At 65.8% G+C, this 26,278-nt stretch carries 17 protein-coding genes; 9 read left to right on the forward strand and 8 right to left on the reverse strand.

The annotated features are described in order from the left end of the window. Window positions 1-13: 13 nt before the first annotated feature. Window positions 14-1,222, reverse strand: a complete 1,209-nt coding sequence (locus tag C8C93_RS12740; RefSeq protein WP_233559370.1) for a S9 family peptidase — start codon at window positions 1,220-1,222, stop codon at window positions 14-16. Window positions 1,223-1,541: 319 nt separating this feature from the next. Here C8C93_RS12740 and C8C93_RS12745 point away from each other — a divergent pair, with 319 nt between their 5' ends. The 8 genes from C8C93_RS12745 (at window position 1,542) to C8C93_RS12780 (ending at window position 12,729) form a co-directional block, all read left to right on the forward strand. Beyond that, window positions 1,542-2,369 (forward strand): proteasome-type protease, encoded by an 828-nt coding sequence (locus C8C93_RS12745; RefSeq protein WP_010459683.1) that lies wholly within the window; start codon window positions 1,542-1,544, stop codon window positions 2,367-2,369. A 42-nt stretch (window positions 2,370-2,411) separates the two neighbouring features. After that, on the forward strand, window positions 2,412-3,233 hold the full coding sequence (locus C8C93_RS12750; RefSeq protein ID WP_121507139.1) for an alpha/beta fold hydrolase: 822 nt from the start codon (window positions 2,412-2,414) through the stop codon (window positions 3,231-3,233). Window positions 3,234-3,405: 172 nt separating this feature from the next. Next, the gene (locus C8C93_RS12755; RefSeq protein WP_121507140.1) at window positions 3,406-4,227 is read left to right on the forward strand and encodes a carotenoid biosynthesis protein; all 822 of its coding nucleotides are present in this window, start codon (window positions 3,406-3,408) and stop codon (window positions 4,225-4,227) included. Beyond that, window positions 4,224-5,738 (forward strand): oxygenase MpaB family protein, encoded by a 1,515-nt coding sequence (locus C8C93_RS12760; RefSeq protein WP_121507141.1) that lies wholly within the window; start codon window positions 4,224-4,226, stop codon window positions 5,736-5,738. The genes C8C93_RS12755 and C8C93_RS12760 overlap by 4 nt, the downstream gene beginning before the upstream one ends. A 38-nt stretch (window positions 5,739-5,776) precedes the next feature. Then, window positions 5,777-7,537 (forward strand): diguanylate cyclase, encoded by a 1,761-nt coding sequence (locus tag C8C93_RS12765; protein ID WP_121507142.1) that lies wholly within the window; start codon window positions 5,777-5,779, stop codon window positions 7,535-7,537. Between the two features lie 5 nt (window positions 7,538-7,542). Next, the gene (locus tag C8C93_RS12770; RefSeq protein WP_121507143.1) at window positions 7,543-9,333 is read left to right on the forward strand and encodes a diguanylate cyclase; all 1,791 of its coding nucleotides are present in this window, start codon (window positions 7,543-7,545) and stop codon (window positions 9,331-9,333) included. Continuing rightward, window positions 9,330-11,126, forward strand: a complete 1,797-nt coding sequence (locus tag C8C93_RS12775) for a diguanylate cyclase (protein WP_121507144.1) — start codon at window positions 9,330-9,332, stop codon at window positions 11,124-11,126. Before C8C93_RS12770 ends, C8C93_RS12775 begins: the two co-directional genes overlap by 4 nt. A gap of 118 nt (window positions 11,127-11,244) precedes the next feature. After that, window positions 11,245-12,729, forward strand: a complete 1,485-nt coding sequence (locus tag C8C93_RS12780; RefSeq protein WP_121508781.1) for an FAD-binding oxidoreductase — start codon at window positions 11,245-11,247, stop codon at window positions 12,727-12,729. A 212-nt stretch (window positions 12,730-12,941) separates the two neighbouring features. Here the strand turns inward: C8C93_RS12780 and C8C93_RS12785 are convergent, their stop codons facing one another. The 7 genes from C8C93_RS12785 to C8C93_RS12815 all read right to left on the reverse strand — a co-directional run bounded on the left by C8C93_RS12785 (window position 12,942) and on the right by C8C93_RS12815 (window position 25,529). Next, on the reverse strand, window positions 12,942-14,273 hold the full coding sequence (locus C8C93_RS12785) for a diguanylate cyclase domain-containing protein (protein ID WP_121507145.1): 1,332 nt from the start codon (window positions 14,271-14,273) through the stop codon (window positions 12,942-12,944). 323 nt (window positions 14,274-14,596) lie between these two features. After that, window positions 14,597-15,442, reverse strand: a complete 846-nt coding sequence (locus tag C8C93_RS12790; protein ID WP_233559374.1) for a MipA/OmpV family protein — start codon at window positions 15,440-15,442, stop codon at window positions 14,597-14,599. A 10-nt stretch (window positions 15,443-15,452) separates the two neighbouring features. Further along, window positions 15,453-16,277 (reverse strand): undecaprenyl-diphosphate phosphatase, encoded by an 825-nt coding sequence (locus C8C93_RS12795; RefSeq protein WP_121507146.1) that lies wholly within the window; start codon window positions 16,275-16,277, stop codon window positions 15,453-15,455. 106 nt (window positions 16,278-16,383) lie between these two features. Then, window positions 16,384-17,820, reverse strand: a complete 1,437-nt coding sequence (locus C8C93_RS12800; protein WP_121508783.1) for an efflux transporter outer membrane subunit — start codon at window positions 17,818-17,820, stop codon at window positions 16,384-16,386. Between the two features lie 9 nt (window positions 17,821-17,829). Continuing rightward, window positions 17,830-21,012: an efflux RND transporter permease subunit gene (locus tag C8C93_RS12805; protein ID WP_121507147.1), complete on the reverse strand. Its 3,183-nt coding sequence runs from the start codon at window positions 21,010-21,012 to the stop codon at window positions 17,830-17,832. Then, window positions 21,009-24,212: an efflux RND transporter permease subunit gene (locus tag C8C93_RS12810; protein ID WP_121507148.1), complete on the reverse strand. Its 3,204-nt coding sequence runs from the start codon at window positions 24,210-24,212 to the stop codon at window positions 21,009-21,011. Before C8C93_RS12810 ends, C8C93_RS12805 begins: the two co-directional genes overlap by 4 nt. A 15-nt stretch (window positions 24,213-24,227) precedes the next feature. Then, window positions 24,228-25,529, reverse strand: coding sequence for an efflux RND transporter periplasmic adaptor subunit (locus tag C8C93_RS12815; protein ID WP_174240365.1), 1,302 nt, complete (start codon window positions 25,527-25,529; stop codon window positions 24,228-24,230). A gap of 308 nt (window positions 25,530-25,837) precedes the next feature. Between C8C93_RS12815 and C8C93_RS12820 the strand changes: the two genes are divergently transcribed. Beyond that, window positions 25,838-26,248, forward strand: coding sequence for a DUF2306 domain-containing protein (locus C8C93_RS12820; protein WP_121419366.1), 411 nt, complete (start codon window positions 25,838-25,840; stop codon window positions 26,246-26,248). The last annotated feature ends 30 nt before the right edge of the window (window positions 26,249-26,278 follow it).

A 26,278-nucleotide genomic window follows, 5' to 3' on the forward strand; every position in this document is an offset into this window, starting at 1 on the left:
CCACCTGCCCGGCTTAAAGATCCTGCGCCACCGGCGCCAGCTGCCCCTGCATGAAGGTGATGAACGGCGGCACACAGGGCAGGTGCCCGGCCACCGGTTGTGCGCGGCATTCAGTCAGGCTGACCAGATCGCCCGCGCCGCGACTTTGCATCGCGCGCACGGTGCTGACCGAGCTGGCGTAGGGCACGGTGCGGTCATCGCGGCCGTGGTACAGGCGCACTGGCACATTGGGTTTCCAGTCGTAGACGTTGCTGGCGCTGGCCAGGGCCAACACGTCGTCGGCCAGGAAGTGGTCGATGAAACGTGTGTCGTAGGCCACATCGGCATCGCCCGGGATCAGCGCGCGCAGCAGCAGGCGGCGCACCTCACGCTGCACGCTACCCCCCAGGTAACGCAAGAAGCCCGGGTTGATGAGCGCGCCGATCACCGGCTGTTCTTGCCGCACGAGGTCCACCAGGCCATCCATGGTGGTCTGCACGTTGTAAGGCCCCGCGCCCGGCACCACCATGCGCAGTTGTTGCAGGTGGGGCGAGGCGCTTGCTTGCAGCGCGCGGTGTGTGGCCATGGTGACGTAGCCGCCTTCGGAGTAGCCGGTCAGAAAGAGCTGCCCGTTGTCCGCCACGTTGGCCTGGCCGCGCCAGGTGCGGGTGGCGGTCAGAAAATCCACCGTGGCGGCTGCGGACGGCGCCGCCAGCAGGTAGGGGTGGGGCGTGCCCTTGGAAGCGCCAAAGCCCACGTAGTCGGGCGCCAGCACGATATAGCCCAGTGACGCGAGCACCACCGCCACCTCGGACGCAACCGCGTTGTTGCTGGGCGCCTCGGCATCGCGAAAGAGGGTGCCATGCTGGTAACTGAGCACCGGGCTTTTGGCGCCCGCTGGCTTTTGCGGAACGCTGACCAGCCCCGAGGCGCGCACCTCTTTGCCGTCGGCATCGGTGGTGAGGTACTCGATCCGGTAAGAAGTGACGCTGTAGCGCGGCACCACGTCCTGGGCCAGCGACTCCTTGGCGGCCAGCGCTGCAGCGATATCAGCGGCCGGCACGGTGCCAAGCAAGGCGGCGGATTCGAGCTGGCCGGAACGCGCCGGTGCGGGAGGTGGCTCCGGAGGGTTGCCGCCATCGCCGGGGTCTTGCGCGCTGCCCCCGCCACAGGCCGCCAGCAATGCCACCAAGGCCAGCGCGCAGGCGCGGCGGGTTCCAGACAAGATCAGTGGGTTCAACACGGCAAGGCCCCTCCAGGTGAAGCGGCGGATGATAGGAGCGACGGGCACACACTGCCTGGCCCGCAAGCAATAGCCCTTTACCCCCGGGGCGGCAGTTGCCTTGGCTGCCGCCGGAACTTCGGGTGAACGCAAAAGGTTGGGACCTGCCAATTCTTGAGTAAAAATGGCCTCCAGCGCTCATCCACCAAGCGTTGGTTGCTATCAATACAGGATATCGGCTACGGCACACGCGATGACTGGCCCGCACTCTGCCCAAGGGTGCCTTCCCACGCCGGACTAAACTCGCGGGTTCCCCTCTTACAACGACCCCACTTCTTCCATGACGTATTGCGTCGCCATCAAACTCAACGCCGGACTGGTTTTCCTGTCCGATTCGCGCACCAATGCCGGCCTGGACCAGATCAGCTCTTTCCGCAAGATGATGGTCTACGAGAAGGCGGGCGACCGCTTCATGGTGCTGCTGTCGGCAGGCAACCTGTCCATTTCACAGTCGGTGCGCGAAATCCTGCAGACCGAGCAGCTCAAGGACGGTGACTCGGGCGAGACGATCTCGATCTGGAACGCCAAGAGCATGTTCGACGCCGCCCGCGTGCTCGGTGCTGCGGTGCGCCATGTGCACGAACGCGACGGTGCAGCGCTCAAGCGCTCGGGCGTGGACTTCAATGTGTCCATGGTGTTCGGCGGCCAGATCAAGGGTGAGGGCATGCGCCTGTTCCAGGTGTATTCGGCTGGCAACTTCATCGAGGCCACGTCCGAGACACCGTACTTCCAGGTCGGCGAATCCAAATACGGCAAGCCCGTGCTCGACCGGGTGCTCACCCCCGAAACCCCGCTGGACGAAGCCGCCAAGTGCGCGCTGGTGTCCATGGACAGCACGCTCAAGTCCAACCTGTCGGTGGGCCTGCCGCTGGACCTGGTGGTGTACGAGGCCGACAGCTTCTCGACCTCCAAGGTGGTCTGCATCGACGAGAACAACCCCTACTTCCGCATGCTGCACGACAGCTGGGGCCAGAAGCTGCGCCAGGTGTTCGACAGCATCGAAGACCCGGCCTGGGGGGGTGGCGCCACGACCGTGCCCATCATGGTGAACCCGGCCCGCAGCAAGCCGCTCAAGAAGATCACCAACCACACCGACAAGCTCATCTGATTTCTCTGACGGCGGGGTTCGCCCTGCCCCGCCGGTATCCCCATGCTCCCCATCGTTTTCTCGCACGCCAACAGCTTCCCGGCCAGCACGTACCGCGTGCTCTTCCAGCACCTCAAGGCCCGGGGGATTGAAGTCAGCGCGGTGGAACGCTACGGCCACGACCCCAAGTACCCGGTGACCAACAACTGGCCCCATCTGGTGCAGCAGCTGGCGGACTTCGCCGCGCCGCAGGTGGAGCGCCTGGGCCAGCCTGTATTTCTGGTGGGGCATTCGCTGGGCGGCTTTTTGAGCGTGATGGCCGCAGCCCGCCACCCCCACCTGGTGCGCGGTGTGCTATTGATCGATTCGCCCCTGCTGGGCGGATGGAAGGCCAACGCGGTCGATGTGGCCAAGCGCACGCAGGTCGTGGGCTCCATCTCGCCGGGCAAGGTCAGTCGGCAGCGGCGCTTCAGCTGGGCCAGCAACGAAGAGGCGCTGGAACACTTTCGCAAGAAGAAGGCCTTTGCGCACTGGGACCCCGAAGTGCTGGGCGACTACATCACCCACGGCCTGGTGGACCACGATGGCAAGCGCGTGCTGGGTTTTGACCGCGCGGTGGAAACCGCCATCTACAACACGCTGCCACACAACCTGGGGCGGCTGCTCAGCACCCACCCCCTGCAGTGCCCGGCCGCCTTCATCGGCGGGCGCGATTCGGACGAGATGCGGCAGGTGGGCATGGCGATGACGCTGCGCATCACCCAGGGCCGCACCATGATGCTGGACGGCAGCCACCTGTTCCCGATGGAGCAACCCATGGCCACGGCGGCGGCCATTGAAGCGGCGCTGCTCAACCTGGCCGCGCTCACGCCCCGCCAGACTTAAGTCGTAGTGGCAGATCCCCGCGCAGGGTCGCCACATTCCGCCCTACCACCGAAATCGGACTGCAGGGCGCGAAAAAACGCCCCATACCACCCCCGGATCAGGGCAACAGGGGACACACACGCCGCGCCAATCCCCTACACTGGCGAAATTGTTACAGCGTGATACACCCGACATGTCTGCACAGCCCCCAACGGCCGGGCGCCTGCCCGCGCTCAGCTTTGCCTTGCTGGCCGCCTTTGTGATCACAACAGCGGTGCGCACCCACAATGACACCACCATCGCCATCGTCATCGCTTCGGTACTGATGTTTGCCTGCTGCTGGACCAGTGCAGCGCATCTGCTGGGCACCCGCGCCGCCCTGCAGTTTGTATTGATCGCGGTCAGCCTGGGCTGGTTTGCCGAACAGATGGGCTCCAGCCGGGGCTGGTTCTTTGGGCACTACACCTACACCGATGTGCTGGGCCCCCGCCTGCTGGACGTGCCACTGGTCATTCCGATGATGTGGTTTGCGCTGACCTATGCCGGCTACGTGCTCAGCAACCTCATCGTCTGGCAATCGGCGGTGGACGGCGCTCCCGGCCTGGGCAATGCTGCCATGCTGTCATTTCTGGCAGCCATGATCGTGACCGCGTTCGACCTGGGCGCAGACCCCTACTTTGTATACACCCTCAAGGCGTGGATCATGGCAAAGACCAATGGCGCTTGGTTTGGTGAGACCGTGCAGGGCTTTTTCGGCTGGGTGTTCGTGGCCTTTGTGATCATCTTCAGCTTTCGCATGTCGGTGCGCCGGCTCACCCTGCAGCCCGCAAGTCCCTTCTTGCGACGCCACGCCATGGTGCCGCTGACCATCTACGCGGCCGGCATGGTGTTCCAGATGATTCTGGGCAGCCCGGTGGAAATCCGGACCATTGCAGCCTTTGCCATGGGGATTCCGCTGCTCTGCGCGCTGGCGGGCTTCCAACGCTGGCGCGCACCGGGTAAGGTCGCGGCATGACCAGCAAGCCCCACAACCCTCTGCTGCCAGCTGCCGATCTGGCACCCATGCAGCACCACGCCGACCCCTTGGCTGATGCGACGATTACCAGGATCCTTGGGCCCTGGCCCCCCGGCGACGTCGCCGCCGACGCTCCACAATGGGCGCACATCAACACGGTGAACCTGCTGTTCAGCCAGTGGACCGACAACGCCACGCTGGCCACCTGGCAGGCAACCGAAGGCCCGGTGCAGGTGGGGGATGGTGACAAGGCCGCCAAAGGCTATGTGACCGCCGAGATGGCCAAGGCGCTCAACGACTATGTGCAGGCGGCGCAGGTGCTGCCGCCCTGGGCCGATGCCCGCAAGATCGAGCGTGCCGAAAAACTCTTCATGGACCACGGTGCGCTGTCTTGCATCCTGCTGTTCTGTGCCAGCCTGCCCGAGTGTTATGTGGTCCCGGACCTGTCGAGCGTGTTGCACACGACTGGCCAACTGGAACAGAACACCGAATACCGCATCCGCTCCACAGCGGCCATGATCTTTCCGGTGATGCTGCATGGCGGCCTCAGCCCACGGGGCGCCGGTGTAGCGCAGGTACTCAAGGTGCGGTTGATCCACGCCACGGTGCGCAATCTCATCCTGCACGGCAGCCCCGAACATGCCATCGCGCAATGGAAGGCCGGCGGAGACGGCCTGGTCGTGCCGCGCGCAGCCCCCGCTGGTGGCGGCCGGTCCGTGATGTACCAGACCCTGTATGCACGCGGCTGGAACCTGGCCGCCAAAGGTCTGCCCTGCAACCAGGAGGAGCTGGCCTACACGCTGCTGACCTTCGGATACGTGTTCCTGCGCAGCATGCGTCGGCTGGGTCTCGGTCTGCCGCCCGGCGACGAAGAAGCCTACCTCCACGCCTGGAACGTCGTGGGTCACGTGCTTGGCATCGACCGCTCCCTGATGGTGGAAACGATGGCGCAGGGCGATGCACTGATGGCACTGATGCAGGCCCGTGGCCGCGCAGAGCCGGTCACGCCCGACCCGCGCCCGGCCCTGGGGCAGGCCCTGATGCAGACCATGGCCAACGCGCTGCCGTGGCGCATCGTCAAGCCCTTCCCGCAACTCATGACCCGCTACCTGTGCGGGCGCGAGACCGCCGAGGACCTGGGGCTGAACCAGCCGGTGCCCTGGCTGTCTGCCCTGCTGTTCTGGTGCGTTCTGCTGCTGGCGCGCGCCGTCGATGCGGTGGTGGGTTTGCTGCTGCCGCGTTTCTCGATCGTGCGCATGCTGACGCGGGCGCTGGGCTACCACTTCATGAGCCGAGTGCTCATGAGTCAGACGCGCCCGCTGCAACTGCCCACCGAACTGCTCAACCAGGTGGACACCGTGGTGCACAGCTGGAGCGACGACCCCCATGCTCCCCGCTGGCTCAACCACATTGAAGACCGGCTGACCACCTCCGGCAGCTGGAGCCGGGACCTGGCCAGCAAGGCAAAGCCCGCGCAGACGGGCCAGGCGCAGCAAGCCATATCGCCGTAGCCACCACGCCAATGCAACCGCTACCGCGCAACCTCTCAATGCTGGCCCGCTTGTGGCGCGGGCGTTGCGGCATGGCAGCGTTGGTGCTTTGTCTGCAGGTACTCATAGCTGCAGCCTTGCCGCTGGGCGCGCAGGCGGGCGAGCCCTTGGTGCTCACGCAGGACAAACCGCAGGTGGATGCCTGGGAGGCCATCACCCTCAAGGCCGACCCCTCCTACCAGCTCTCGGTACAGGACATGTTGGACCGTCTGGACGAGTTCAAGGCTCCAGCACGGAGCAACAACTCGCTGGGCGTACACAAGGCGGCCATGTGGCTGCATATCCCCCTGGTTGCGCCCGAGGCGCTGCGCACCCCGTGGGTGGTCAACATTGGCTACAGCTCGCTGAGGGCCGATTTGTACCTCGCCCGGGGTGGCAAGCTGCTTCAGCAGGCCCGAGCACGCCAGTCCGATCCTGCGCAACTGGCTGGCCGCACGCCTGCGATGGCCTTCGACCTGCAGCCGGGGCAACGTTACGACCTGCTGATACGGGTCCAGGCCGCCGGCCCGCTGATTCTGCCCATCACGGTCAGCGAAATGCCCATTCACCTGCGCCAGGCCTTGCGCGAGCAGATGCTGCAAGGCCTGCTCAACGGGCTTGCTTTCTGCCTCTTCGCGTACAGCCTGATCCAGTGGGTCACGCAGCGTGACCGCATGTTTGGCTTCTATGCGTTGGTGGTGCTGGGCAGTGCGGGCTTTTCGCTGCAGTTCTTTGGCGTCGGCCCGCAGTATCTGTGGCCCGACAACCCGTGGATGGACCGGTATTCGGGTCCGGCAGCAGGGCTGATGGCGCTGGCGGGATCGTTTCTGTTCCTGGGCCACACGCTGGCCGGCGACACCCCCGGCAGCCGGTATTCGCTCACCATGCGTTTAGGCGCAGCTATCACTGCGGTGGTCTGTGTCGCCTTGGTGGTGGGCTGGTTGACCGTGCCCATTGCCATTGCCTTCATGAGTCTGGCGGGGGCCCTTCCCTCGCTCCTCAGTCTGCCTGCCGCCATTGCGCGAGTGCGGCACAAGGACCCCATTGGCGCTACCCTGCTGGCGGCGTGGATCGCCTTTGGCGTGGCCGCCGGAATGATGGTGTGCCTGGTGCAAGGCTGGGTACCTGCCAATTTCTGGACACTGCACTCGTTCCAGATTGGCGCCACGCTGGACATGCTGCTGTTCTTTCGCGTGATGGGCCTGCGCGCCCGGGCCGCCCAGGCCCAGGCCCAGGAGGCCATGCGCGAGCGGGATCTGATGCAGTCACTGGCCAACACAGACCCGCTCACCGGCCTGAGCAACCGGCGCGGCCTCCAGCACGCGTTGCACGCCGCGCTGGCCCACTGTTCACCCCAACGGCTGGTTGCGGTCTACCTGATGGACCTGGATGGGTTCAAGCCTGTTAACGACGCGCACGGCCACGATGTGGGCGACGACTTGCTGGTGGCCGTGGGCCACCGCCTCCTGGCCAATGTACGGCACCAGACCGACTTGGTCGCCCGGCTTGGCGGGGACGAATTCATCATCATGGCCCGCGACCTGGCCACGCCCGAGCAGGCGGAGGACCTGGGCCGCTCGCTGCTGCGGGCCTTTGAGCACCCTTTTACGCTGAGCCACCTGCGCATCCAGGTGGGCCTGACCATCGGGTACGCGCTGGCCCCCCTCGACAGTGACGACCCACAGGGCCTGCTTCGGCACGCAGATGCCGCGATGTACGCGGGCAAACAAGGCGGCAAGCACTCGGTGCGGCGCATCCCCGCCACGGCAGCACTGGCATGACGACGATGCATCGCAACGCCCTGCTCCCCGGTCGGCCGACACCCTGGCGCCCCCTGCTGTGGCTGCTGGTACTGGCGCTGTGGCAGGTGCTGGCCCTGCCCACTGCGCGGGCCGCAGCCCCCAGCCCGCTCGTGCTGCCAGCCGATGCCCGCCCGGTGAACATGTGGTCGGTGGCCACGTTGCTGGCCGACCCATCTTTGCAATGGGGCATACAAGACGCACTGGAACGCTTGCCTGACTTTGCAGAGCCCCCCAGCCGTGGCGGGAGCCTGGGTGTGCGCAAGGAAGCCATCTGGCTGCGCGTGCCGCTGATGTCGCGCGTGGCGTCGGGCAATGAATGGATCGTGAACATCGATTTTGCGGTGCTCAACGAAGTCGACATCTACCTGACCCAGCAAGGCCGGCTGACTCAACACGCTGCGCTGGGCAACCTGCGCCCCTATTCCGAGCGCCCGCTGCGGGGCCGTACTCCGGCGATGACGCTGGACCTGGCAGCCGACACTCCCTATGAACTGCTGATCCGGGTACAAACCTCGGGTGCGATGATCGTGCCCATCACCCTGAGCAAGGCGCCCTATCTGGTGCACCGGTCGCTGCGTGAGCAGATGTTCCAGGGCGTGCTGGCCGGGCTGGCCCTGTGCCTGGTGGTCTACAGCTTCACCCAGTGGATCAGCCAGCGGGAAAAGCTGTTTCTCTACTACTGCATGCTGGTGGTGGGCAGTGCCGGGTTCTCGCTGCAGTTCTTCGGCGTTGGCACCCAGTTCCTCTGGAGCGACCGGCTCTGGATCGAGGTCCACGCAGCTGGGGCGGCGGGGCTGCTGGCCATTGCGGGCTCGTTCCTGTTCATGGGCCATGCGCTGATGGGCCACTTGCCACACAGCCGGTTCCTGCGGGTGATGCAGGCGGGAGCAGTGCTGAGCCTGGTGCTGCTCGTAGCCTTCCTGGTCGATCTGATCAACACCCGGACCACCACCGCTATCATCAGCGTCCTGGGCCCCCTTCCCTCTCTCATCAGCTTGCCCATCGCCGTAGCGCGGGCACGCCGGGGGGACTCCGTCAGCACCACGTTGCTCGCGGCCTGGGTTGCGTACTTCACGGCGGCCGTGACCATGGTGTGTCTGGTGCAAGGCCTGCTGCCAGTCAACTTCTGGACGCTGCACTCCTTCCAGCTCGGCGCTGCGGCCGACATGCTGCTGTTCCTGCGGGTGCTAGGCCAACGCTCTGCCGCCTTGCGCCACGCGGCCTCTGAAGCGCTGCGCGAGCGCGACACCATGCGCTCGCTGGCCTACACCGACTCACTGACCGGGCTGTGCAACCGCCGCGGCATGCAAATGGCACTGCAATCGGCGCTGGCGCAGGCCAGCCCCCAACGGCTGGTAGCGCTCTACCTGATGGACCTGGACGGTTTCAAACCGGTCAACGACACCTACGGCCACGATGTGGGCGACGACCTGCTGGTGGCGGTGGGCCACCGGCTGGAGGCCAATGTGCGACAGCACACCGACCTGGTGGCAAGGCTGGGCGGGGACGAATTCATTGTCATGGCGCGCGAACTGGCCACCCCCGAACAAGCCCAGGAACTGGGGCGGGTCTTGCTGCATGCATTTGAAAAGCCGTTCCGGCTGAGCCACCTCTCCATTCAGGTGGGCCTGACCATCGGCTACGCGCTGGCACCGCTGGACAGTGACGATGCACAGCACCTGGTCCGGCTCGCGGACGCAGCCATGTATGCGGGCAAGGAGAGTGGCAAACACTGCATCCGCCGCAACCCGGGCGAACTGGCGCTGGCCTCATGACGTACACGCGCTTGAGTGGGTTTGTGCATCGCCCGGTTCTTGCCAGCTGGTGGCGAGTGGCCTGCCTGCTGTCGGCACTGTGTCTTCTGCTGGCAGCCCTACCGACGAGTGCGCGCGCAGCCCCTCTCGAACTGCGGGATGACCTGCTTTCCATCGAGGCCTGGCCCGCCGTCACTGTGCTGCCAGACCCCTCCGGCACCCTGCTCGTGAATGATGTCCTTGCGGAGTTGTCACGCTTTCAGGCCCCACCTGGCACCAGCGGCACCCTGGGCGTGCGGGCAGAGCCGGTGTGGGTACGCATCCCGGTCACCATGCCCGTTACATCCAGCGGCCTGTGGGTGCTGGACATCGACTATCCCGTGCTGCAACGCATCGAGGTGTACCTGGCTGCAGACGGCCATGTGACCCAGCAGGCCACGCTGGGCAGCCTGCAGCCTTACACCCAGCGCCCGCTGCGCAGCCGCACCCATGCACTGCCCGTGGCCATGTTGCCCGGACACACCTACGACCTGCTGCTGCGCGTGGAGACCCGGGGTGCAATGGTGCTGCCCATCACGCTGAACAAGCCCACCACCTGGCACAGCAAGGCTCTGAACGAGCAGATGCTGCAAGGCATTCTTACCGGGCTGGCGCTGTGCCTGCTGATCTACAGTCTGGCGCAGTGGCTCAATCTGCGCGACGTGCTGTTCATCCAGTACGCACTGCTCATTGCGGGGAGCCTGCTGTTTTCGCTGCACCTGTTCGGCCTGGGCACGCAGTACCTGTGGCGCGATATGCCGTGGGTGGAGTTGCATGCAGCCAGTCTGGCTGCGCTCACGGCCACCTGCGGCTCCTTTCTCTTCATCAGCCAGGCCTTGGCGGGTGACAGGCCCCGCAGCTGGCTGCTGCGCAGCATGCGTGGCGGCGCGGTGCTGTGCGTGGTGCTGGCTGCGCTGTATGCACTGGACCTGCTCAGCACCCGCGCAGTGACAGGCATCGTCAGCATCCTGGGGCTGGCGCCTGCGCTCATGGGCATTCCGGGGGCGGTGCGCCGCGCAAGGCTGGGCGACCCGGTGGGCTCCACCCTGCTGCTCGCCTGGCTGTTGTATTTTTTGGCCACCGCCACCGTCATTGGCGTGATCCAGGGCTGGGTGCCGGTGAATTTCTGGACCTTGCACTCCTTCCAGTTTGGTGCAACGCTGGACATGCTGCTCTTCATGCGCGTGCTGGGCCTGCGCACCAAGGCATTGCGGCTGGAGGCGCTGGATGCCAACCGCGAGCGCGACGCGATGCACTCGCTGGCCCATACCGACCCCTTGACCGGCTTGCCCAATCGGCGTGGCCTGAGCATTGCCCTGGCCTCCGCCCTGCCCCACAGCGGCCCCAACAGCCTGCTGGCTGTGTACGTGATGGACCTCGATGGTTTCAAGCCCGTCAACGACCGGCACGGCCACGATGTGGGCGATGAACTGCTGATCGCCGTGACCCGTCGGCTGCAAGGCCATGTGCGCCAGAGTGACGTGGTAGCGCGCCTGGGCGGCGATGAATTTGTGGTGATGGCAGGCCACCTTGGCAGCAGCCAGCAAGCCCAGGAGCTGGGGCTCAAACTGCTGGAAGCTTTTCGCACCCCTTTCTCGCTCGGCGATCTACAGGTGGAAGTGGGATTGACCATCGGCTACGCGATTGCACCGGACGACAGCAACGATGCACTGGGCCTGCTGAAGCTGGCGGATGCGGCAATGTACAGCGGCAAGCAAGGGGGGAAATTCTGCCTTCGCCGCAACACCGGGGACCTGGCGCTGTCGTCGGCCTGAGCGCTACCAGTGCACACCGCACCCGGCGGTTGAGCCACAAGGGCCATTCCGAACTGGTCAAACGGCCTGGCTTCCGTTAAACACGGGGCTTCGCGTTACCACCCAAGGATTGTTCACCATGGCCCATCGCAAAAGTCCCGCCCGCATTGCCAAAGACGCCCGAATTGCGCATTTTGAGTCGTTGGCTACACGCCAGGCCGCACCAAACGCACCGGGCGCAACCCTGACCTGGGACGCCGTGGCGGCGCTGGAGGCCAAGCTGGTGGGCCGCATCGTGCTGCCATCCAGCCCCGACTACAACGCTGCGCGGCAAGAGTCCAACCCCGCGTTTCAGGCTTATCCCGAGATCATCGTGTACTGCGCCTGCGAACACGATGTGCTCGAATGCCTTGCCGTGGCCCGCACCTACAACGTGTGGGTGGCCGTGCGCTGCGGTGGGCACAGCACGGCAGGCTACTCCGTCAACAGCGGCATGGTGGTGGACCTGAGCGACCTGAAAGGCGTGGTGCTGGACCCACCCCGCGAACGCGTGCATGTGCTGCCGGGCACCGATTTCGACCATTTCAACGGCGCGATGAACCACACCGGCTGGCATGTGCCCACGGGAGCGTGCGGCAGCGTGTGCGTGGGGGGCTTCGTGCAGGGTGGCGGCTATGGCTACACATCGCGGGCCTTCGGCATCCAGAGCGATCTGGTGGAATCGTTCCGGGTGGCGCTTGCCAACGGCAGCATCGTCACGGCCAGCGCGCAGGAGAATCCGGGGCTCTACTGGGCCATGCGCGGTGGCACGGGCGGCAACTTTGGTGTGCTGCTGCAGGTCACCTACCGCATGCACCGGCTGGACCAGGTGTGGGCCTGGGCCATCAGCTGGGACGCCGCCCATGCCGCCGAGGTCCTGACGACGATGCAAGCCCACTACATGAAAACCGGCGCACCCGATGCCCTGGGCTACATGATGAACCTGGGCTACCAGAACAGTACGCCGGTCTACATGGTGCAAGGCATGTTCTGCGGCACGCGCGATGAGGGCATGAAGGCCATTGCACGCCTCATGGCGATACCGAGCGCACAGCTGCTGGTGGACAAGACGGGCACCTACCCCGACATGAACATCTGGCTGGAAGACCACCCCTACACCTTGCCAGACAACCTGCCCGACGGCGTGGCGGAAACCAAGGCCTGCGGCTACATCAGCACGCCGCTGTCAACAGCCGACTGGCAACGCATCATCGATTACTTCAAGACCTCGCCCAACCCCTGGTCGCTGGCTTATCTGGAACCCTATGGCGGCGCCATCAACCGCTATCCGGTGGCCGACAGCGCTTTCATCCACCGCCATGTGGATGCGGACCTCGTGGTGGACGTGTTCTGGACCAATGACACCGAGCGGGCCCAGATGGAAGCCTGGCTCGATGGGTTCATGAACCTGGTCAAACCCTTCCTGAACGGCCACGTGTACCAGAACTATCCCGACGCAAGCCTGCAGGACTTTGCCCAGGCCTATTGGGGCCCTGCATACCCGCAACTTCAGCAGATCAAGGCGCAGTACGACCCCGGGAATTTCTTCCACTTTCAGCAGAGCGTCCGGCTGCCACAGAAATAGGAATGCAGGTCCTGAGAGAAGCCCTCACGGACAAGAGCCCCAGGGATGTCCTGCCTCACCCTCGCGAGTCAGTGGTAGTGCGTATCGGGATGGGCCGCAAGGCGTCTTTTTGCAGCCAATAGACCCGCTACTGGCAAAAAAAGCAACGCAGCGGACCGCCCGAGACCGCGCTATCACCGACCGCAGGGAGTTATGCAGGCCATCCCCTGCGCTCAGGAAGAGGCCGTTTCAGCGTAATGGAGCCGGCCTTTGCCCGCGCGTTTGGCTGAGTACATCGCCTGGTCGGCCCGATTCATCAGGGCGTCGATATCCCCCTCCAGTGGCGGATACACGGCCACGCCAATGCTGGCGCCGATGAAAAGGTCACGCCCTTCCACAACCATGGGCTGGTGCAATGCCTCGATGATGCGGTGGCCGATGGTGTCGGTCACGTCGCGGGTGACATCTCGGTCGAGCATGACCAGGAATTCGTCGCCACCCAGGCGTGCCATGGTGTCGCCCGCACGCACCGTGCTGGCAATGCGTTGGGCCACAATGCGCAGCACTTCATCACCGGCGCGATGGCCTTCGGCGTCATTCACCCCCTTGAACCCATCGAGGTCGATGAACAGCAAGGCCACAGACCCGGCATTGCATCGCGCCTGCGTCAGGGACTGCTCCAGACGGCTCTGAAAAGCCGCACGATTGAGCAGGCCCGTGAGTGAATCGTGGTTGGCCAAATAGTGCTGCTGGCGGGCGATCTGGATCTTGGCCGAGACATCCTGGACCAGCGCCATGATCGATGTGACCTGCCCCTGGGCGTCGGTCAGTGCGGAGTTGAACCACTCGCAATGCACTTCGCTACCGTCCTCCCGCACAAAGCAGGTCTCCGCGCGGTTCTGGGACTCCTGCCCCGTCTGCAGGCGCTGTAGCGCACTCTGAAGCCCGTCGTCCTGAAGTGAGGGGTCCACCAGTTCCGTCAGCAACCGCCCCTCCAGCCCCGCCACCTGCAGCCAGCCCATGAGCTGCACAGCGCGCTGCGAACAGTGCAGGAGCCTGAGGTTATGGTCCATCTCCAGCACCGCAAGCGGGCTGTTTTCCATGTGCGAGGAAAGCCGCTGGTTGGCAGCGCGCAGCGCATTCATGGTGACCTGCAGTTCATGAACGTCGAGCGCCGTGGTGATGAAGCCGTCCACCAGCCCCTGCCGGTTGTGCCAGGGGGTCAGGCAGATGGTGCGCCATTCATCAATGCCATACGGTGTGCGCAGAAGGCGCTGGTACTGCACCCGCTCGCCCTGCAGCACACGCTCGACGAAGGGCATGAATCGGGCGCAGTCGCTCTCACCATACACCTCGACCAGGGTTTTCCCCACCAACTGCTGGGGCACGGCGCCGAACCAGCGGGCGTATTCCTCGTTGACATAGATCATGGCCAGACTGCGGTCGATCACGGCCATGGTGGCACCCGCGCTGCGGGTGATCAAATCCAGCAATTCAGCCTTGGACCAGGAATCCTGATGGACGGCTGTGGGGGGCTGCGACAACTCAGGCTCGTCTTGCATCATGCGGCGATAGCCCCGGCGGGGAGATGGTCATCGACAGGGGGCGATCCAACGCTGCACCTCCTTCGCGGTGGCCGCTTTGCATCGCCCTGCTACAGGTAACAGTGTGTCAGCACCAGCTTATCACTTTCGGCCCATGGTGCCCCCGCAGGCCCCACGGGCCTTTCGCAAAAGGCCAGCTCCCGCACGGTGTTGCACGCTAGTCCACTGAAACCGAGTAATCGGCTGTGCGTGAGGGTCTGGCAGCAGGCGCATCGCTGCGTTGCGGGCCTTGCGCTGCACCCGCTGCCACCTCGGCGCACAGCCGATTACTCGGTTTCAGTGGACTAACGGCAGCAGCGGTATGCCAGGCCGACGGACACGGAATACCCTGTGGGCTCGACAGTGAGCGGGCTGCGGCGGGCGTCGCCCTTGAGCTGCGATACACGCGCCGCCCCCAGAATCACCCAGTGGCGATTGATGGCCGACATGACCTCCACACCGGCATCCACGCTGTACAGGCCTGCGCCCGGATCAAAGGCAGGCAAGGCCCCGGAACCACCCGCAGGCACGCCAAAATGACCGCGCAGATAGGTGCGATCCCCAAAGCTCGCGCCTGCGCCGAAAGTGACTTTGGTCTGCTCGGTCACGGGCCAGGTATAGCCCACGCTGGTGGACAACTGCGCGCCGCCGTCGCGCCCCAAAATGTCCTGCGAAAGCCCGGCGCCCACAGACCACCGTGGCGTCAGCGCATACCCAGCGCTCACCCGCGCGCGCAGCGTGGACCGGACCGAGGGCAACCCCACCAGGATCGGTGCGTCCGAGCCGTCACGGCCTTTGTCGATGCGCAGCGAGGCGCTCAGGTTGAATTGATCTCCCTGCGCCAGCGTGGCGCTGGCACCCGATTCGCGCGGACCCAGTCCATGCCCCATGAAGGCGCTGCCACGCGAGGTACTGAGCCTGAAGCGTCCATATTCGATGGCCCATGCGGGCCGCAAGCTGTTCTTGCGCCCATTACCGCCCGCGTAGTCCGGGCTGGAGCCCACGATGGCGCCCAGCGCGTAGTTGAACAACGGTTTGGGCGGCTCTTCGGCCGCAGGCGCATCCGCGGCGTGCGCCGCCGGCCAGGAGCACAGGCAAGCCAGCAACGAAGCACAAGAAACCAGGGGTGCAATGGGGGCAAAACGGCTCATGGGTGGATTATCAGTCCGCCCACTGCACCCATCCAGTCCATGCTGTCACCAGAACAACGATGCCAAACACGATGCGGTAGTACGCAAACGGTACAAAGCTATGGGTACTGATGTAGCGCAACAACCAGCGCACACACAGCCAGGCGCTCAGGAAAGAAAAGACCAGCCCGGTGACGAACATGGGCAGATCGGCCACCGACAGCAGCGCGCGCTCCTTGTACAGGCTGTACCCCCCCGCGCCAATGAGCGTGGGAATGGCCAGAAAGAACGAAAAATCGGTGGCTGCCTTGCGCGACAGGCCCAGCAGCATGCCCCCGATGATGGTGGAGCCGCTGCGGCTGGTGCCCGGCACCATGGCGAGACACTGCACCAGGCCCACCTTGAGGGCGTCCAGCGGCGTCATGTCATCCACCGACTGGATGCGGGTGGCCGCAGGAGATCGGCGCTCTGCCCACAAAATGATGAAGCCCCCAATGATGAAGGTGCTGGCCACCACCACAGGGGTGAACAGATGGGCCTTGATGGCTTTGCCAAACAACAGGCCCAGCACCACAGCGGGCAAAAACCCGATGAGCACATTGAGTACAAACCGCTGCGCCTGCCGCTGCGTGGGCAAGGCCACCAGCGTGGCGCGGATCTTCTGCCAATACACTAGGATCACCGCAAAGATGGCACCGGTCTGGATGGCAATGTCAAACACCTTGGCCTTGGCATCATCAAATCCCAGCAGAGAGCCCGCCAGGATCAGGTGCCCGGTGGAAGAAATGGGCAGGAACTCCGTCAGGCCTTCGACCACGCCCATGATGGCAGCCTTGACCAGCAATACAACGTCCACGCACACTCCTTGAGAAAATTTGAATCAAACAAGGCTCTACCGCTTATCTATCAAGCGCCAGCAGCTATCAAAACAGGAGTATATGCCGAGCAGCCCCGCGCAGCCTTCAGGCAGGGGGTTGCCACGGCGCCTGCCACCCGCCCCCCAGCGCCTGCACCAGCGCCACCATGGCCAGCTGGCGGTTGACCTGCAGCTGCAGCAGGGCGCGCTGGGCAGACAGCGCTGACACTTGCGCGGTCACCACCTCGGTGTAGCCCACCTGGCCTTCGCGATAGCGGTTGAGCAGCTGCTGCGCCGTGCGTTCGGCGGCCAATACGGCCTCGCGCCGCAGGGGCTCCTGTTCTCGCAGGGTACGCAGCACGGTGAGCTGGTCTTCCACGCTCTGGAAGGCCGTCAGCACGGTCTGGCGGTAGACGGCCACACGGGCATCGCGTGCAGCCTGCGCCTCCTCCACGCGGGCGGCGGTGGCACCTGCATCAAACACAGTCTGTGCAATGGACAGCCCCAGCGACCACACAGTGCCCGACGCCTTGAACAGATCCGCCACGCTGCTGCCACCGCTGCCGAGGGTGGCGCCCAGGCTCAGGCTGGGAAAGTACGCCGCGCGCTGGATGCCGATCTGCGCGTTGGCAGCGGCCACGGCCCGCTCTGCCGACGCGATGTCGGGGCGGCGCTGCAGCAGGGTTGAGGGGACGCCTGGTGGCACCTCGGGCACTTGGGCCACCCACGGCGCACTGGGCACGACAAAGTCGGAGGGCGCCTGCCCCGTCAGCACCGCCAGCGCGTGCTCGAACCGCGCCCGGTTCTGGCGCGCGGTGGCCAGGTCGGCCCGCGCGTTTGCCAGCTGGGTCTGCGCCTGCAGCACATCGGTCTGGGCCACCACTCCGGCGGAATAACGATTCCTGGCAATCTGCAAGCTGCGCTCGTAGCCCTCCACCGTGGCCTGCAGCAGCCCGATTTCCGCATCGGCCTCGCGCAACTGGAAATAGGCAGAGGCCAGGCTGCCCACGGCGGACAGGCGGGCCGACGCAAGGTCGGCCTCGCTGGCTTGCGCACTGGCCTGGGCATTGTTGACGCCGCTTTCGAGCCGCCCCCACAGGTCCGGGGCCCAGTCCACCCCCAACGAGGCTTGGGTCGTGGTGCCGGACCGGCTGGCGCCCTCGCCACCCGAACGCGTGGCACCGCCCGACAGGCTGACGGAAGGCAGCAGCCCCGCGCGCTGCTGCCGCACCACGGCCTGCGCCTGGGCATAGGCAGCCACTGCGGCGGCAATGTTCTGGTTGGATAGCTGCACCTGCTCCGCCAGCCGGTTCAGCTCGGCGTCTCCGAACAGCTCCCACCAGGGTCCACGGTCCAGCGCGTCGGCAGGCGCGGCTGGCGCCCAGGTGGCGCCCGCCTCCTTGAACGTGGCCGGCACTGGCATCTCGGGGCGCTGGTACGGCGGAGTGACGGAGCAGGCAGACAGCAGCGTCAGCGCGAGCCCGAGGCTGGCCCAGCGTGCGGCGCGTACACCCGGTGCGAGGGGGATGATGGGACGGGTCATGGTGCGCAATCAGACAGCGGCACCGGGGGCTCCGGCGCGGCTCAGTTGTTGTTCGTTGGGTGCGGGCTTGCGCAGCTTGTCGAGCAGCACATAGACCACCGGCGTCGTCAGCAAGGTGAGCAACTGGCTCGCGATGAGCCCGCCGATGATCGCCACGCCCAGCGGCTGGCGCAGCTCCGAGCCCTGGCCGAAGCCGATGGCCAGCGGCAGTGCGCCCAGTGCAGCAGCCATCGTGGTCATCAGGATGGGGCGAAACCGCAGCAGGCAGGCTTCGCGCACGGCCTCCAGGGCCGTGAGCCCGCGCGCGCGCTCGGCGTCCAGCGCAAAGTCGATGATCATGATCGCGTTCTTCTTGACGATGCCGATCAGCAGGAACACGCCGATGAGCGCAATGATGGTGAACTGCATGTTGAACAGCAGTAGCGCCAGCACGGCGCCCACCCCCGCCGACGGCAGCGTGGTCAGCACCGTGATCGGGTGGATCAGGCTTTCATACAGAACACCCAGCACGATGTAGATCACCACGATGGCGGTGAGGATCAGGAACAGCTGTTGCCCCTGCGACTGCTGGGCGCTGAGCGCCGTGCCCTGGAAGCTGCCGCGCACGTTGGTGGGCATGGCAATGTCGGCCTCGGCCTGCTCGATGACCTGGCGCGCCTGCGCCAGCGAGGTTCCGGGGTCGATGTTGAACGAGATGGTAGTGGCCAGCTCGCCATCCTGGTGGCTGATGGACGTGGGTGACGCCCGCTCCACCACGCGCGCCACGGCGCTCAGCGGCACCATGGTCGATGCCGCAATGCTGATGACATTGCCCGTGGACGCACCGCGCTGGCCCGGGTTGGCGGCCGTCCCCGTGGCACCGGTCGGGTTGCTGGCCACGTAGATATCTTTCAGGGCCGGCGGGCCCCGGGTGTACTCCGGCGCCCACTCCATGATGACGGCGTACTGGTTGAGTTCGCCATAGATCGTAGCCACCGAACGCTGGCCGAAGGCGTTGTACAGCGCGTTGTCGATGGCCGAGGCGCTCACGCCCAGGCGCGAAGCGCTGTCGCGGTCCACCTCCACATAGGTCTCCACGCCGTTTTCCGCCTGGTCGGTGTCCACGTCCTTGAGCAGGCTTTCGTCCTTGAGCCGGTCGGCCAGCTTGCCCGCCCATTGCTTGAGGTCAGCCATGTTGTCGCTCTTGAGCGTGTACTGGTAGGTGGAGTTGCTGGAGCGACCGCCCATGCGCAGGTCCTGCACGGGGTTCAGAAACACCCTGAGGCCGGTGATCTGGTTGAGCTGCGGCCGCAGCCGCGCAATGACGGCCGGTGTGCTGTCCGTGCGCTGCTTCAAAGGCTTGAGGTTCACAAACATGAACCCACCCCCGGCCCGGCTGCCACCCGAGAAGCCGACGACGGTGTCCACCGCTGGGTCCTTGCGGATGATCTCCACGGCCTGGCGCAGCTTGCGCGCCAGGGCTTCGGACGAAATGCTCTGGTCGGCCCTGAGGCCCGCGTTGAGCTGGCCGTTGTCCTGCTCGGGGAAGTACCCTTTAGGGATCTTTGCGAACAAGTACACGTTGAGCCCGATCACCGCCAGCAGGATGAGCACCACCAGGCTTTTGCTGGCCAGGGCCCAGTCCAGGCTGTGTCCATACCCGCGCAGCACGCCCTGGTAGCCGCGCTCTGCCCACCGCGCCAGGCGCGACGGGGGCTTGTCGCTGGCCGGGTCGTGCGCCCGCAGCAGCCACGCACACATCATGGGCGTGGTGGTGAGCGAGATCACCAGCGAAATCATCACCGCCGCTGACAACGTGATGGCGAATTCGCGGAACAGCCGCCCCACCTGGCCGTCCATGAACAAGAGCGGAATGAACACCGCCACCAGCGACAGGCTGATCGACAGCACGGTGAAGCCCACCTCCCGCGCACCCTGCAGCGCGGCCTGCATGCGGTCCATGCCGGCCTCGATGTGCCGCATGGTGTTCTCCAGCACTACGATCGCGTCGTCCACCACAAAACCTGTGGCCACGGTCAGCGCCATCAGGCTCAGGTTGTTGAGGCTGAAGCCCAGGAAGTACATCACGCCGAAGGTTCCCAGCAGCGACACCACAGTGGCCACCGCCGGGATCACCGTGGCCCGCGCCTTGCGCAGGAAGAGGCCCACCACCAGCACCACGAGGGCAATGGACACCATCAGCGTCAGCTCAATCTCATGCAGGGACGAACGGATGGAGTTGGTGCTGTCGGACGCCACGGCCACCTGGATGTCCTGCGGCAGCTGGGCCTGCAGGTCGGGCAACAGCGCGCGCACGGCATCCACCGTTTCGATGATGTTCGCACCCGGCTGGCGCGTGACCAGCACGATGATGGCGGGGTCACCATTGAACAGCCCCACGGTGCGGCGGTTTTCCACCCCGTCCACCACGCGCGCCACATCCCCCAGCCGCACGGCGGCATTGTTGCGCCAGGCGACGATGAGCGATTCGTACTCGGCCGCCTTGCGCGCTGGCGATGGCGTGTAGATCTGCAGGCGACGCCCGTCGCCTTCGATGGCGCCCTTGGGCCGGTTGGCGTTGGAGGCCTGGATGGCAGCGCGCACGTCTTCGGTGCTGATGCCGTAGCGGTTGAGCGCAAAGGGCAGCAGCTCCACCCGCACGGCGGGCAGCGAGCCGCCGCCAATCTCCACCTCGCCCACACCGTCCACCTGCGACAGGCGCTGGCTCACCACGTTGGAGACGGCATCGTAGATCTCACCCGGCGTGCGCGTCTTGGAGGTCAGCGCCAGGATGATGACGGGTGATGCCGCCGAGTTGCGCTTGCGGTACGTGGGGTTGCTGCGCAGCGTGGCGGGCAGGTCGGCCCGCGCCGCGTTGATGGCGGCCTGCACCTCGCGCGCGGCCGCGTCGATATTGCGGTTCAGGTCGAACTGCAGGCTCACACGCGCCGATCCGTTGGAGCTGGTCGAGGTCATTTCGTTGACCCCGGCAATCACCCCCAGCCGCCGCTCCAGAGGGGTGGCCACGCTGGTGGCCATGGTTTCGGGGCTGGCGCCCGCCAGGCTGGCCGAGACCGAAATGGCCGGATAGTCCACCTGCGGCAAAGGCGATACGGGCAGCACAAAAAATGCGGCGATCCCCGCCAGGGCCACGCCAATGGTCAGCAGCACGGTGGCGACCGGCCGCTCGACGAAGGGGCGCGAGAGATTCACGACACCTCCCCGGCCTGGACCGGCGCCGCCGCCGTGCCCCGGCCCGTCCAGCGGCGGCCCAGCCGGTCAAACGCCAGATAGATCACCGGCGTGGTGAAAAGGGTGAGCATCTGGCTCAGGATCAGGCCGCCAAAAATCGCCAGCCCCAGGGGGCGGCGCAGTTCCGCCCCCTCGCCCCATCCCAGCATCAGCGGCAGCGCGGCAAACAGCGCCGCCAGCGTGGTCATGAGAATGGGGCGAAAGCGCAGCAGCGCGGCCTGGTGGATGGCCTGCTGCGGCCCCATGCCCTGGTGGCGCTCGGCGTCGATGGCGAAGTCGATCATCATGATCGCGTTCTTCTTGACGATGCCGATCAGCAGGATGATGCCGATGATGCCGATCACCCCCAGGTCGTTGCCCGACACCATGAGCGCCAGCAGCGCCCCCACCCCGGCGGAAGGCAGGGTGGAGAGGATCGTGACCGGGTGGATATAGCTCTCGTACAGCACGCCGAGCACGATGTACACGCACACCATGGCCGCCAGAATGAGCCACAGCTGGCTCGACAACGATTTTTCGTAAGCCCCGGCAGCCCCCAGGAACTCCATCGACAAGCCCTGCGGCATGCCGATCTCCTTGGCGGCAGCGCGGATGGCGTCCACCGCGCTACCCAAGGAAACACCCTCGGCCTTGTCAAACCCCAACGTTGCCGCCGGGTACTGGGCCACGCGCGTGATCTGCAGCGGCGCCAGTTGCTCGCGGATGGTGGCCACAGCCGCCAGCGGCGTGGGCGTGCCGGAGCCTGTGCGCAGCTGCAAGGTGCCCAGGGCCTCGGGCGTGTTCATGCCTTCCTGCTGGGCTTCCAGGATCACGCGGTACTGGTTGGTCTCGGTGAAGATGGTGGACACGATGCGCTGGCCAAACGCACTGTAGAGCGTGTCGTCCACGCTGCTGGCCGTGACCGACAGGCGGGATGCCGTGTTGCGGTCAATGTCCACAAAGGCCGACAGGCCCTGCGCGCCCGCATCGGTTGTGGCGTTGCGCACCTTGGGCTCGCGCTGCAGTCGCTCGGCGAGCTTGCGGGTCCAGTCGTTGACCTGCGCGGCATCCACACCGCCAATTGACACACGGTACTCGGTGGGGCCGGTTTCCGCATCGATCGTCAGATCCTGCGTGGGCTGAAGGTACAGCGTGACACCCGCCACCGACCGCACACGCTCGCGCAGGCGCTGCATGATGGCTTCCTGCCCGTCGCGGTCAGGCTTGAGATTGATCAGCATGCGCCCGGCGTTGAGCATGGTGTTGTTGGCCGCATCCACACCCACAAACGAGCTGAGCGACAACACATCGGGGTCTTGCAAGATGGCGCGTACGGCGGCTTGCTGGAGTTCACTCATGCGGGCGTACGAGACATCCTGCGACGCCTCGACGCGCGCCTGCAGTTGCCCGGTGTCCTGCGTGGGAAAAAGCCCCTTCGGGATCACCACATACAAGAGCGCCGTGAGGGCCAGCGTCATCACCGCCACCACCAGCGTGGCGCCCTGGTGGCGCAGCACCCACTGCAGCCAGCGGTCATAGCCGCCAATCACCCGCTCGAAACCCCGGTTGATACGGCCCGCGACGCCCTTCGGGCCACCCGCAGGTTCGGCGCGCAGCCAGCGCGCAGCCATCATGGGCACAAGGGTGAGCGACACCACGCCCGAGATGAGAATGGTGATGGCCAGCGTGACCGCGAACTCGCGAAAGAGCCGGCCGACCACATCGCTCATGAAGAGCAGCGGGATCAGCACCGCGATCAGCGACACCGTGAGCGAGATGATGGTGAAGCCAATCTGCGTCGCGCCCTTGAGCGCCGCCTGGAACGGCGGCTCGCCCTCCTCCAGGTAGCGCGCGATGTTCTCGATCATCACGATGGCATCGTCCACTACAAAGCCGGTGGCAATCGTCAGTGCCATCAGGCTCAGGTTGTTGAGGCTGTAGCCCAGCAGGTACATCACGCCGCAGGTGCCAATGAGCGAAATGGGCACGGCCAGGCTGGCAATCACCGTGGCGCGCAGGCTGTGCAGAAAGAAGAAGATCACCAGCACCACCATGAGCACGGCCAGCACCAGTTCCAGCTCCACATGGTGGACCGAGCCCCGGATGCCCGTGGTGCGGTCCGACAGCACCTGCACCTTGAGCGATGCGGGCAGGCCCGCCTGCAGCTCGGGCAGCAGCTTCTTGATGTTGTCCACCGTGGCGATCACGTTGGCGCCCGGCTGGCGCTGCACGTTGAGGATGATCGCTGGAGTGATGGAAGCCCCCACGCTCCCCACTTCGTGTGGTTCGCTGCCCCCCGGGGGGGCGCTCGCTTGCTTGGGGCGGCCCGGCGCCGCGCTCTGGAGGTCGTTGACCCCCGCCCACGCGCCCAGCCGGTTGTTCTCCGCACTCTCCACCACACGCGCCACCTCCAGCATGCGCACCGGCGCGCCGTTGCGCCACGACACGATGAGGTTCTTGTAGTCGTCCACCGTCAGCAACTGGTCGTTGGCATTGATGGTGTACGAGCGCTGCGGGCCGTCAAAACTGCCCTTGGCACTGTTGGCGTTGGCCGACGTGATGGCCGTGCGCAGGGTATCGAGGCCAATGCCGTACGACGCCAGCGCCTTGGTGTCTGCCTGGATGCGCACCGCGGGCCGCTGCCCGCCCGCCAGCGACACCAGCCCCACACCGGAAACCTGGCTGATCTTCTGCGCCAGGCGCGTGTTCACCAGGTTCTGCACTTCGGTGAGCGGCAGCGTGTCAGAGCTGATGGCCAGCGTGAGCACCGGCGCGTCGGCAGGGTTCACCTTGGCGTACACCGGCGGTGCGGGCAGGTCTGCGGGCAGCAGCGAATTGCCCGCGTTGATGGCCGCCTGCACCTCCTGCTCGGCCACATCCAGCGCCAGCCCCAGGCCAAACTGCAGCGTGATGATGGACACCCCCGAGGCGCTGGTGGACGCCATGCGCGTAAGCCCGGGCATCTGGCCAAACTGGCGCTCCAGCGGCGCACTCACCGTGCGGCTCATGACCTCGGGGCTGGCCCCCGGGTACAGGGTCTGCACCTGGATGGTGGGGTAGTCCACCTCGGGCAAGGCCGACAGCGGCAGAAAGCGGAACCCCACCAGCCCTGCCAGCACGATGGCAATCATCAGCAGCGCAGTGGCCACGGGCCTTTCAATGAATGGACGTGAAGGACTCATGTTGTCGTGTCGCGCTCAGGGATTCTGAGGAGGACGCTGGCGGCGCTGGCCACCTTCTCCACGCTCCCCTCGCGGCCCGCTGGCCCCCGCACGCGGTGCACGGGCGGCCTGCGCACCCGGCAGCTGCACGGCCATGCCATCCTGCAAGCGGTCCCCGCCCTCGGTCACCACACGTTCGCCTTCCTTCAGGCCTTCGGTGATCGCCATCAGCCCCACCGTGGCCTGACCGCGCTTGACCTTGCGCAGCGACACCGTGCGGTCTTCGTTGATGACATAGACGTAGTCGCCATTGGCGCCGGTGCGCACGGCGGTCACCGGCACCACCAGCGCGGGCACGTTGCGCAGCAGCAGTTGCACGTTCACAAACTGGTTGGGAAACAGTGCACCCGCCGCGTTCTCGAACCGCGCCTTGGCCTTGACGGTGCCGGTGGTGGTGTCCACCTGGTTGTCCAGCGTCGAAAACCGGCCCTTGTCGAGTTCGGCCTTGCGCGTGCGGTCCAGCGCCGTCACGGCCAGGGCGTCCGCTGCGCCCTGCGCTGCCTGGATGTCAGCCACGCGGTCCTGCGGCACGGAGAACTGTACGTCGATGGGTGCCACCTGCGTGATGGTGGCCAGGCCCGCCGTGTCGCCCGAGGTCACGTAGTTGCCCGCATCCACGGTGCGAAGACCGATGCGCCCCGACGCGGGCGCGGTGATGCGGGTGTAGTCCAGGTTCAGGCGCGCCGTGCCCTCCTGGGCCTTGTCGGTCATCACCGTGCCTTCGAGCTGTTTGACCAGCGCGGCCTGCGTGTCCACGTCCTGGCGGGCGATGGAGTCTTGCGACAGCAAGGTGCGGTAGCGCTCCAGCGTGAGGCGCGCGTTCTCCAGCTGCGCCTCGTCGCGCTGGCGGGTGCCCTGGGCCTGCATCAGCGCCTGCTCGAAGGGGCGGGGGTCGATCTGCGCCAGCAACTGCCCTTTTTTGACCATCTGCCCCTCGGTGAACAGCACCTGGGTCAGCATGCCCGACACCTGGGGCCGCAGCGTGACCGTGGTGGCGGGGATCACGGTGCCCAGCGCATCGATGATCACCGGCAGTTCAGCCTTGCGCACCACGGCATCCCCCACCGTGACCATGGGGCGCCCGCCCCCCGGAAAGCCCGGACCGCCGCTGGATTCACCATTGGCCCGCTGGATGAGATACCACGCCGCCCCTCCTACCAGCCCCACCAACACCAGCGCCAGCAGGCTTCCTACCCATCGGGATCGGCGTGGCGGTTTGCCGGGGGGAGCGGGAGGAATGGCCGATGGCGGGGGCGCGTTGACTTCTTGGGGGTTCATGGCGGTCTTGATTCGTGTTCTCAGGGTGCGTGCTGGGCGGGTGTCAGCACGGCCAACCGTACCGGATCGTAGAGGCTCAGTTCACGCGTTGCTTTGAACGCTGTGCGAAGAAAAGTAAACCTTGGGGTCAAAGCAATTCGTAGGGAAGACGCATCCACCAACGGGCCGACCACCAAAAATGCCCCGCAAGTCACGCCGCGTTCCTGCATTTCGCGGCGGCCCTGGCGCATTTCGTCGCAAGCCGCTGGCAGCGGCGGGGCGGTGTCGGCACAGTCCGCTCCATTGAAGAACGAGCCCGGAGCCACACCATGCAACTCACCCCCGTCATCGCCATCCACCTCGCCGCAGCGCTCGCCGCGACCGCCATCGGCCCCATCGCCCTGTGGGCCCGCAAGGGTGCCACCCAACGCCCGCGCCTGCACCGCGCCGCCGGGTATGCCTGGGTAACCCTGATGGTGGCCACAGCCGTGTCGGCCATTTTCATCAGTGGGGGTCCGGGCCCGCGCTGGGGCAGCTTCGGGCTGATCCACCTGCTGATACCGGTCACGCTGGGGATGCTGGTGCTGTCTTTTGTCTTCCTGGCCCGGCGCAACATCGACGGGCATCGCAAAACCATGCAGCGCGTCTACATCGGCGCCTGCGTGGTGGCCGGTGGCTTCACTCTGCTGCCTGATCGCTTTCTCGGCCATTCGCTCTGGTCGGCACTGGGCGTGATCTGACCCTGCCGTTCCCTCTCCATCTGCCCTTTC

The organism is Acidovorax sp. 93, assembly GCF_003633835.1.
Classification (GTDB): domain Bacteria; phylum Pseudomonadota; class Gammaproteobacteria; order Burkholderiales; family Burkholderiaceae_C; genus Acidovorax; species Acidovorax facilis.

What these genes read in the sequence shown, in the direction of transcription:
- C8C93_RS12780 (WP_121508781.1), top strand. Translation starts at nt 11,245, where the DNA reads ATGGCCCATCGCAAAAGTCCCGCCCGCATTGCCAAAGACGCCCGAATT.
- C8C93_RS12810 (WP_121507148.1), bottom strand. Translation starts at nt 24,212, where the DNA reads ATGAGTCCTTCACGTCCATTCATTGAAAGGCCCGTGGCCACTGCGCTG.
- C8C93_RS12785 (WP_121507145.1), bottom strand. Translation starts at nt 14,273, where the DNA reads ATGATGCAAGACGAGCCTGAGTTGTCGCAGCCCCCCACAGCCGTCCAT.
- C8C93_RS12800 (WP_121508783.1), bottom strand. Translation starts at nt 17,820, where the DNA reads ATGACCCGTCCCATCATCCCCCTCGCACCGGGTGTACGCGCCGCACGC.
- C8C93_RS12820 (WP_121419366.1), top strand. Translation starts at nt 25,838, where the DNA reads ATGCAACTCACCCCCGTCATCGCCATCCACCTCGCCGCAGCGCTCGCC.
- C8C93_RS12790 (WP_233559374.1), bottom strand. Translation starts at nt 15,442, where the DNA reads ATGAGCCGTTTTGCCCCCATTGCACCCCTGGTTTCTTGTGCTTCGTTG.
- C8C93_RS12775 (WP_121507144.1), top strand. Translation starts at nt 9,330, where the DNA reads ATGACGTACACGCGCTTGAGTGGGTTTGTGCATCGCCCGGTTCTTGCC.
- C8C93_RS12765 (WP_121507142.1), top strand. Translation starts at nt 5,777, where the DNA reads ATGCTGGCCCGCTTGTGGCGCGGGCGTTGCGGCATGGCAGCGTTGGTG.
- C8C93_RS12815 (WP_174240365.1), bottom strand. Translation starts at nt 25,529, where the DNA reads ATGAACCCCCAAGAAGTCAACGCGCCCCCGCCATCGGCCATTCCTCCC.
- C8C93_RS12750 (WP_121507139.1), top strand. Translation starts at nt 2,412, where the DNA reads ATGCTCCCCATCGTTTTCTCGCACGCCAACAGCTTCCCGGCCAGCACG.
- C8C93_RS12770 (WP_121507143.1), top strand. Translation starts at nt 7,543, where the DNA reads ATGCATCGCAACGCCCTGCTCCCCGGTCGGCCGACACCCTGGCGCCCC.
- C8C93_RS12760 (WP_121507141.1), top strand. Translation starts at nt 4,224, where the DNA reads ATGACCAGCAAGCCCCACAACCCTCTGCTGCCAGCTGCCGATCTGGCA.
- C8C93_RS12745 (WP_010459683.1), top strand. Translation starts at nt 1,542, where the DNA reads ATGACGTATTGCGTCGCCATCAAACTCAACGCCGGACTGGTTTTCCTG.
- C8C93_RS12755 (WP_121507140.1), top strand. Translation starts at nt 3,406, where the DNA reads ATGTCTGCACAGCCCCCAACGGCCGGGCGCCTGCCCGCGCTCAGCTTT.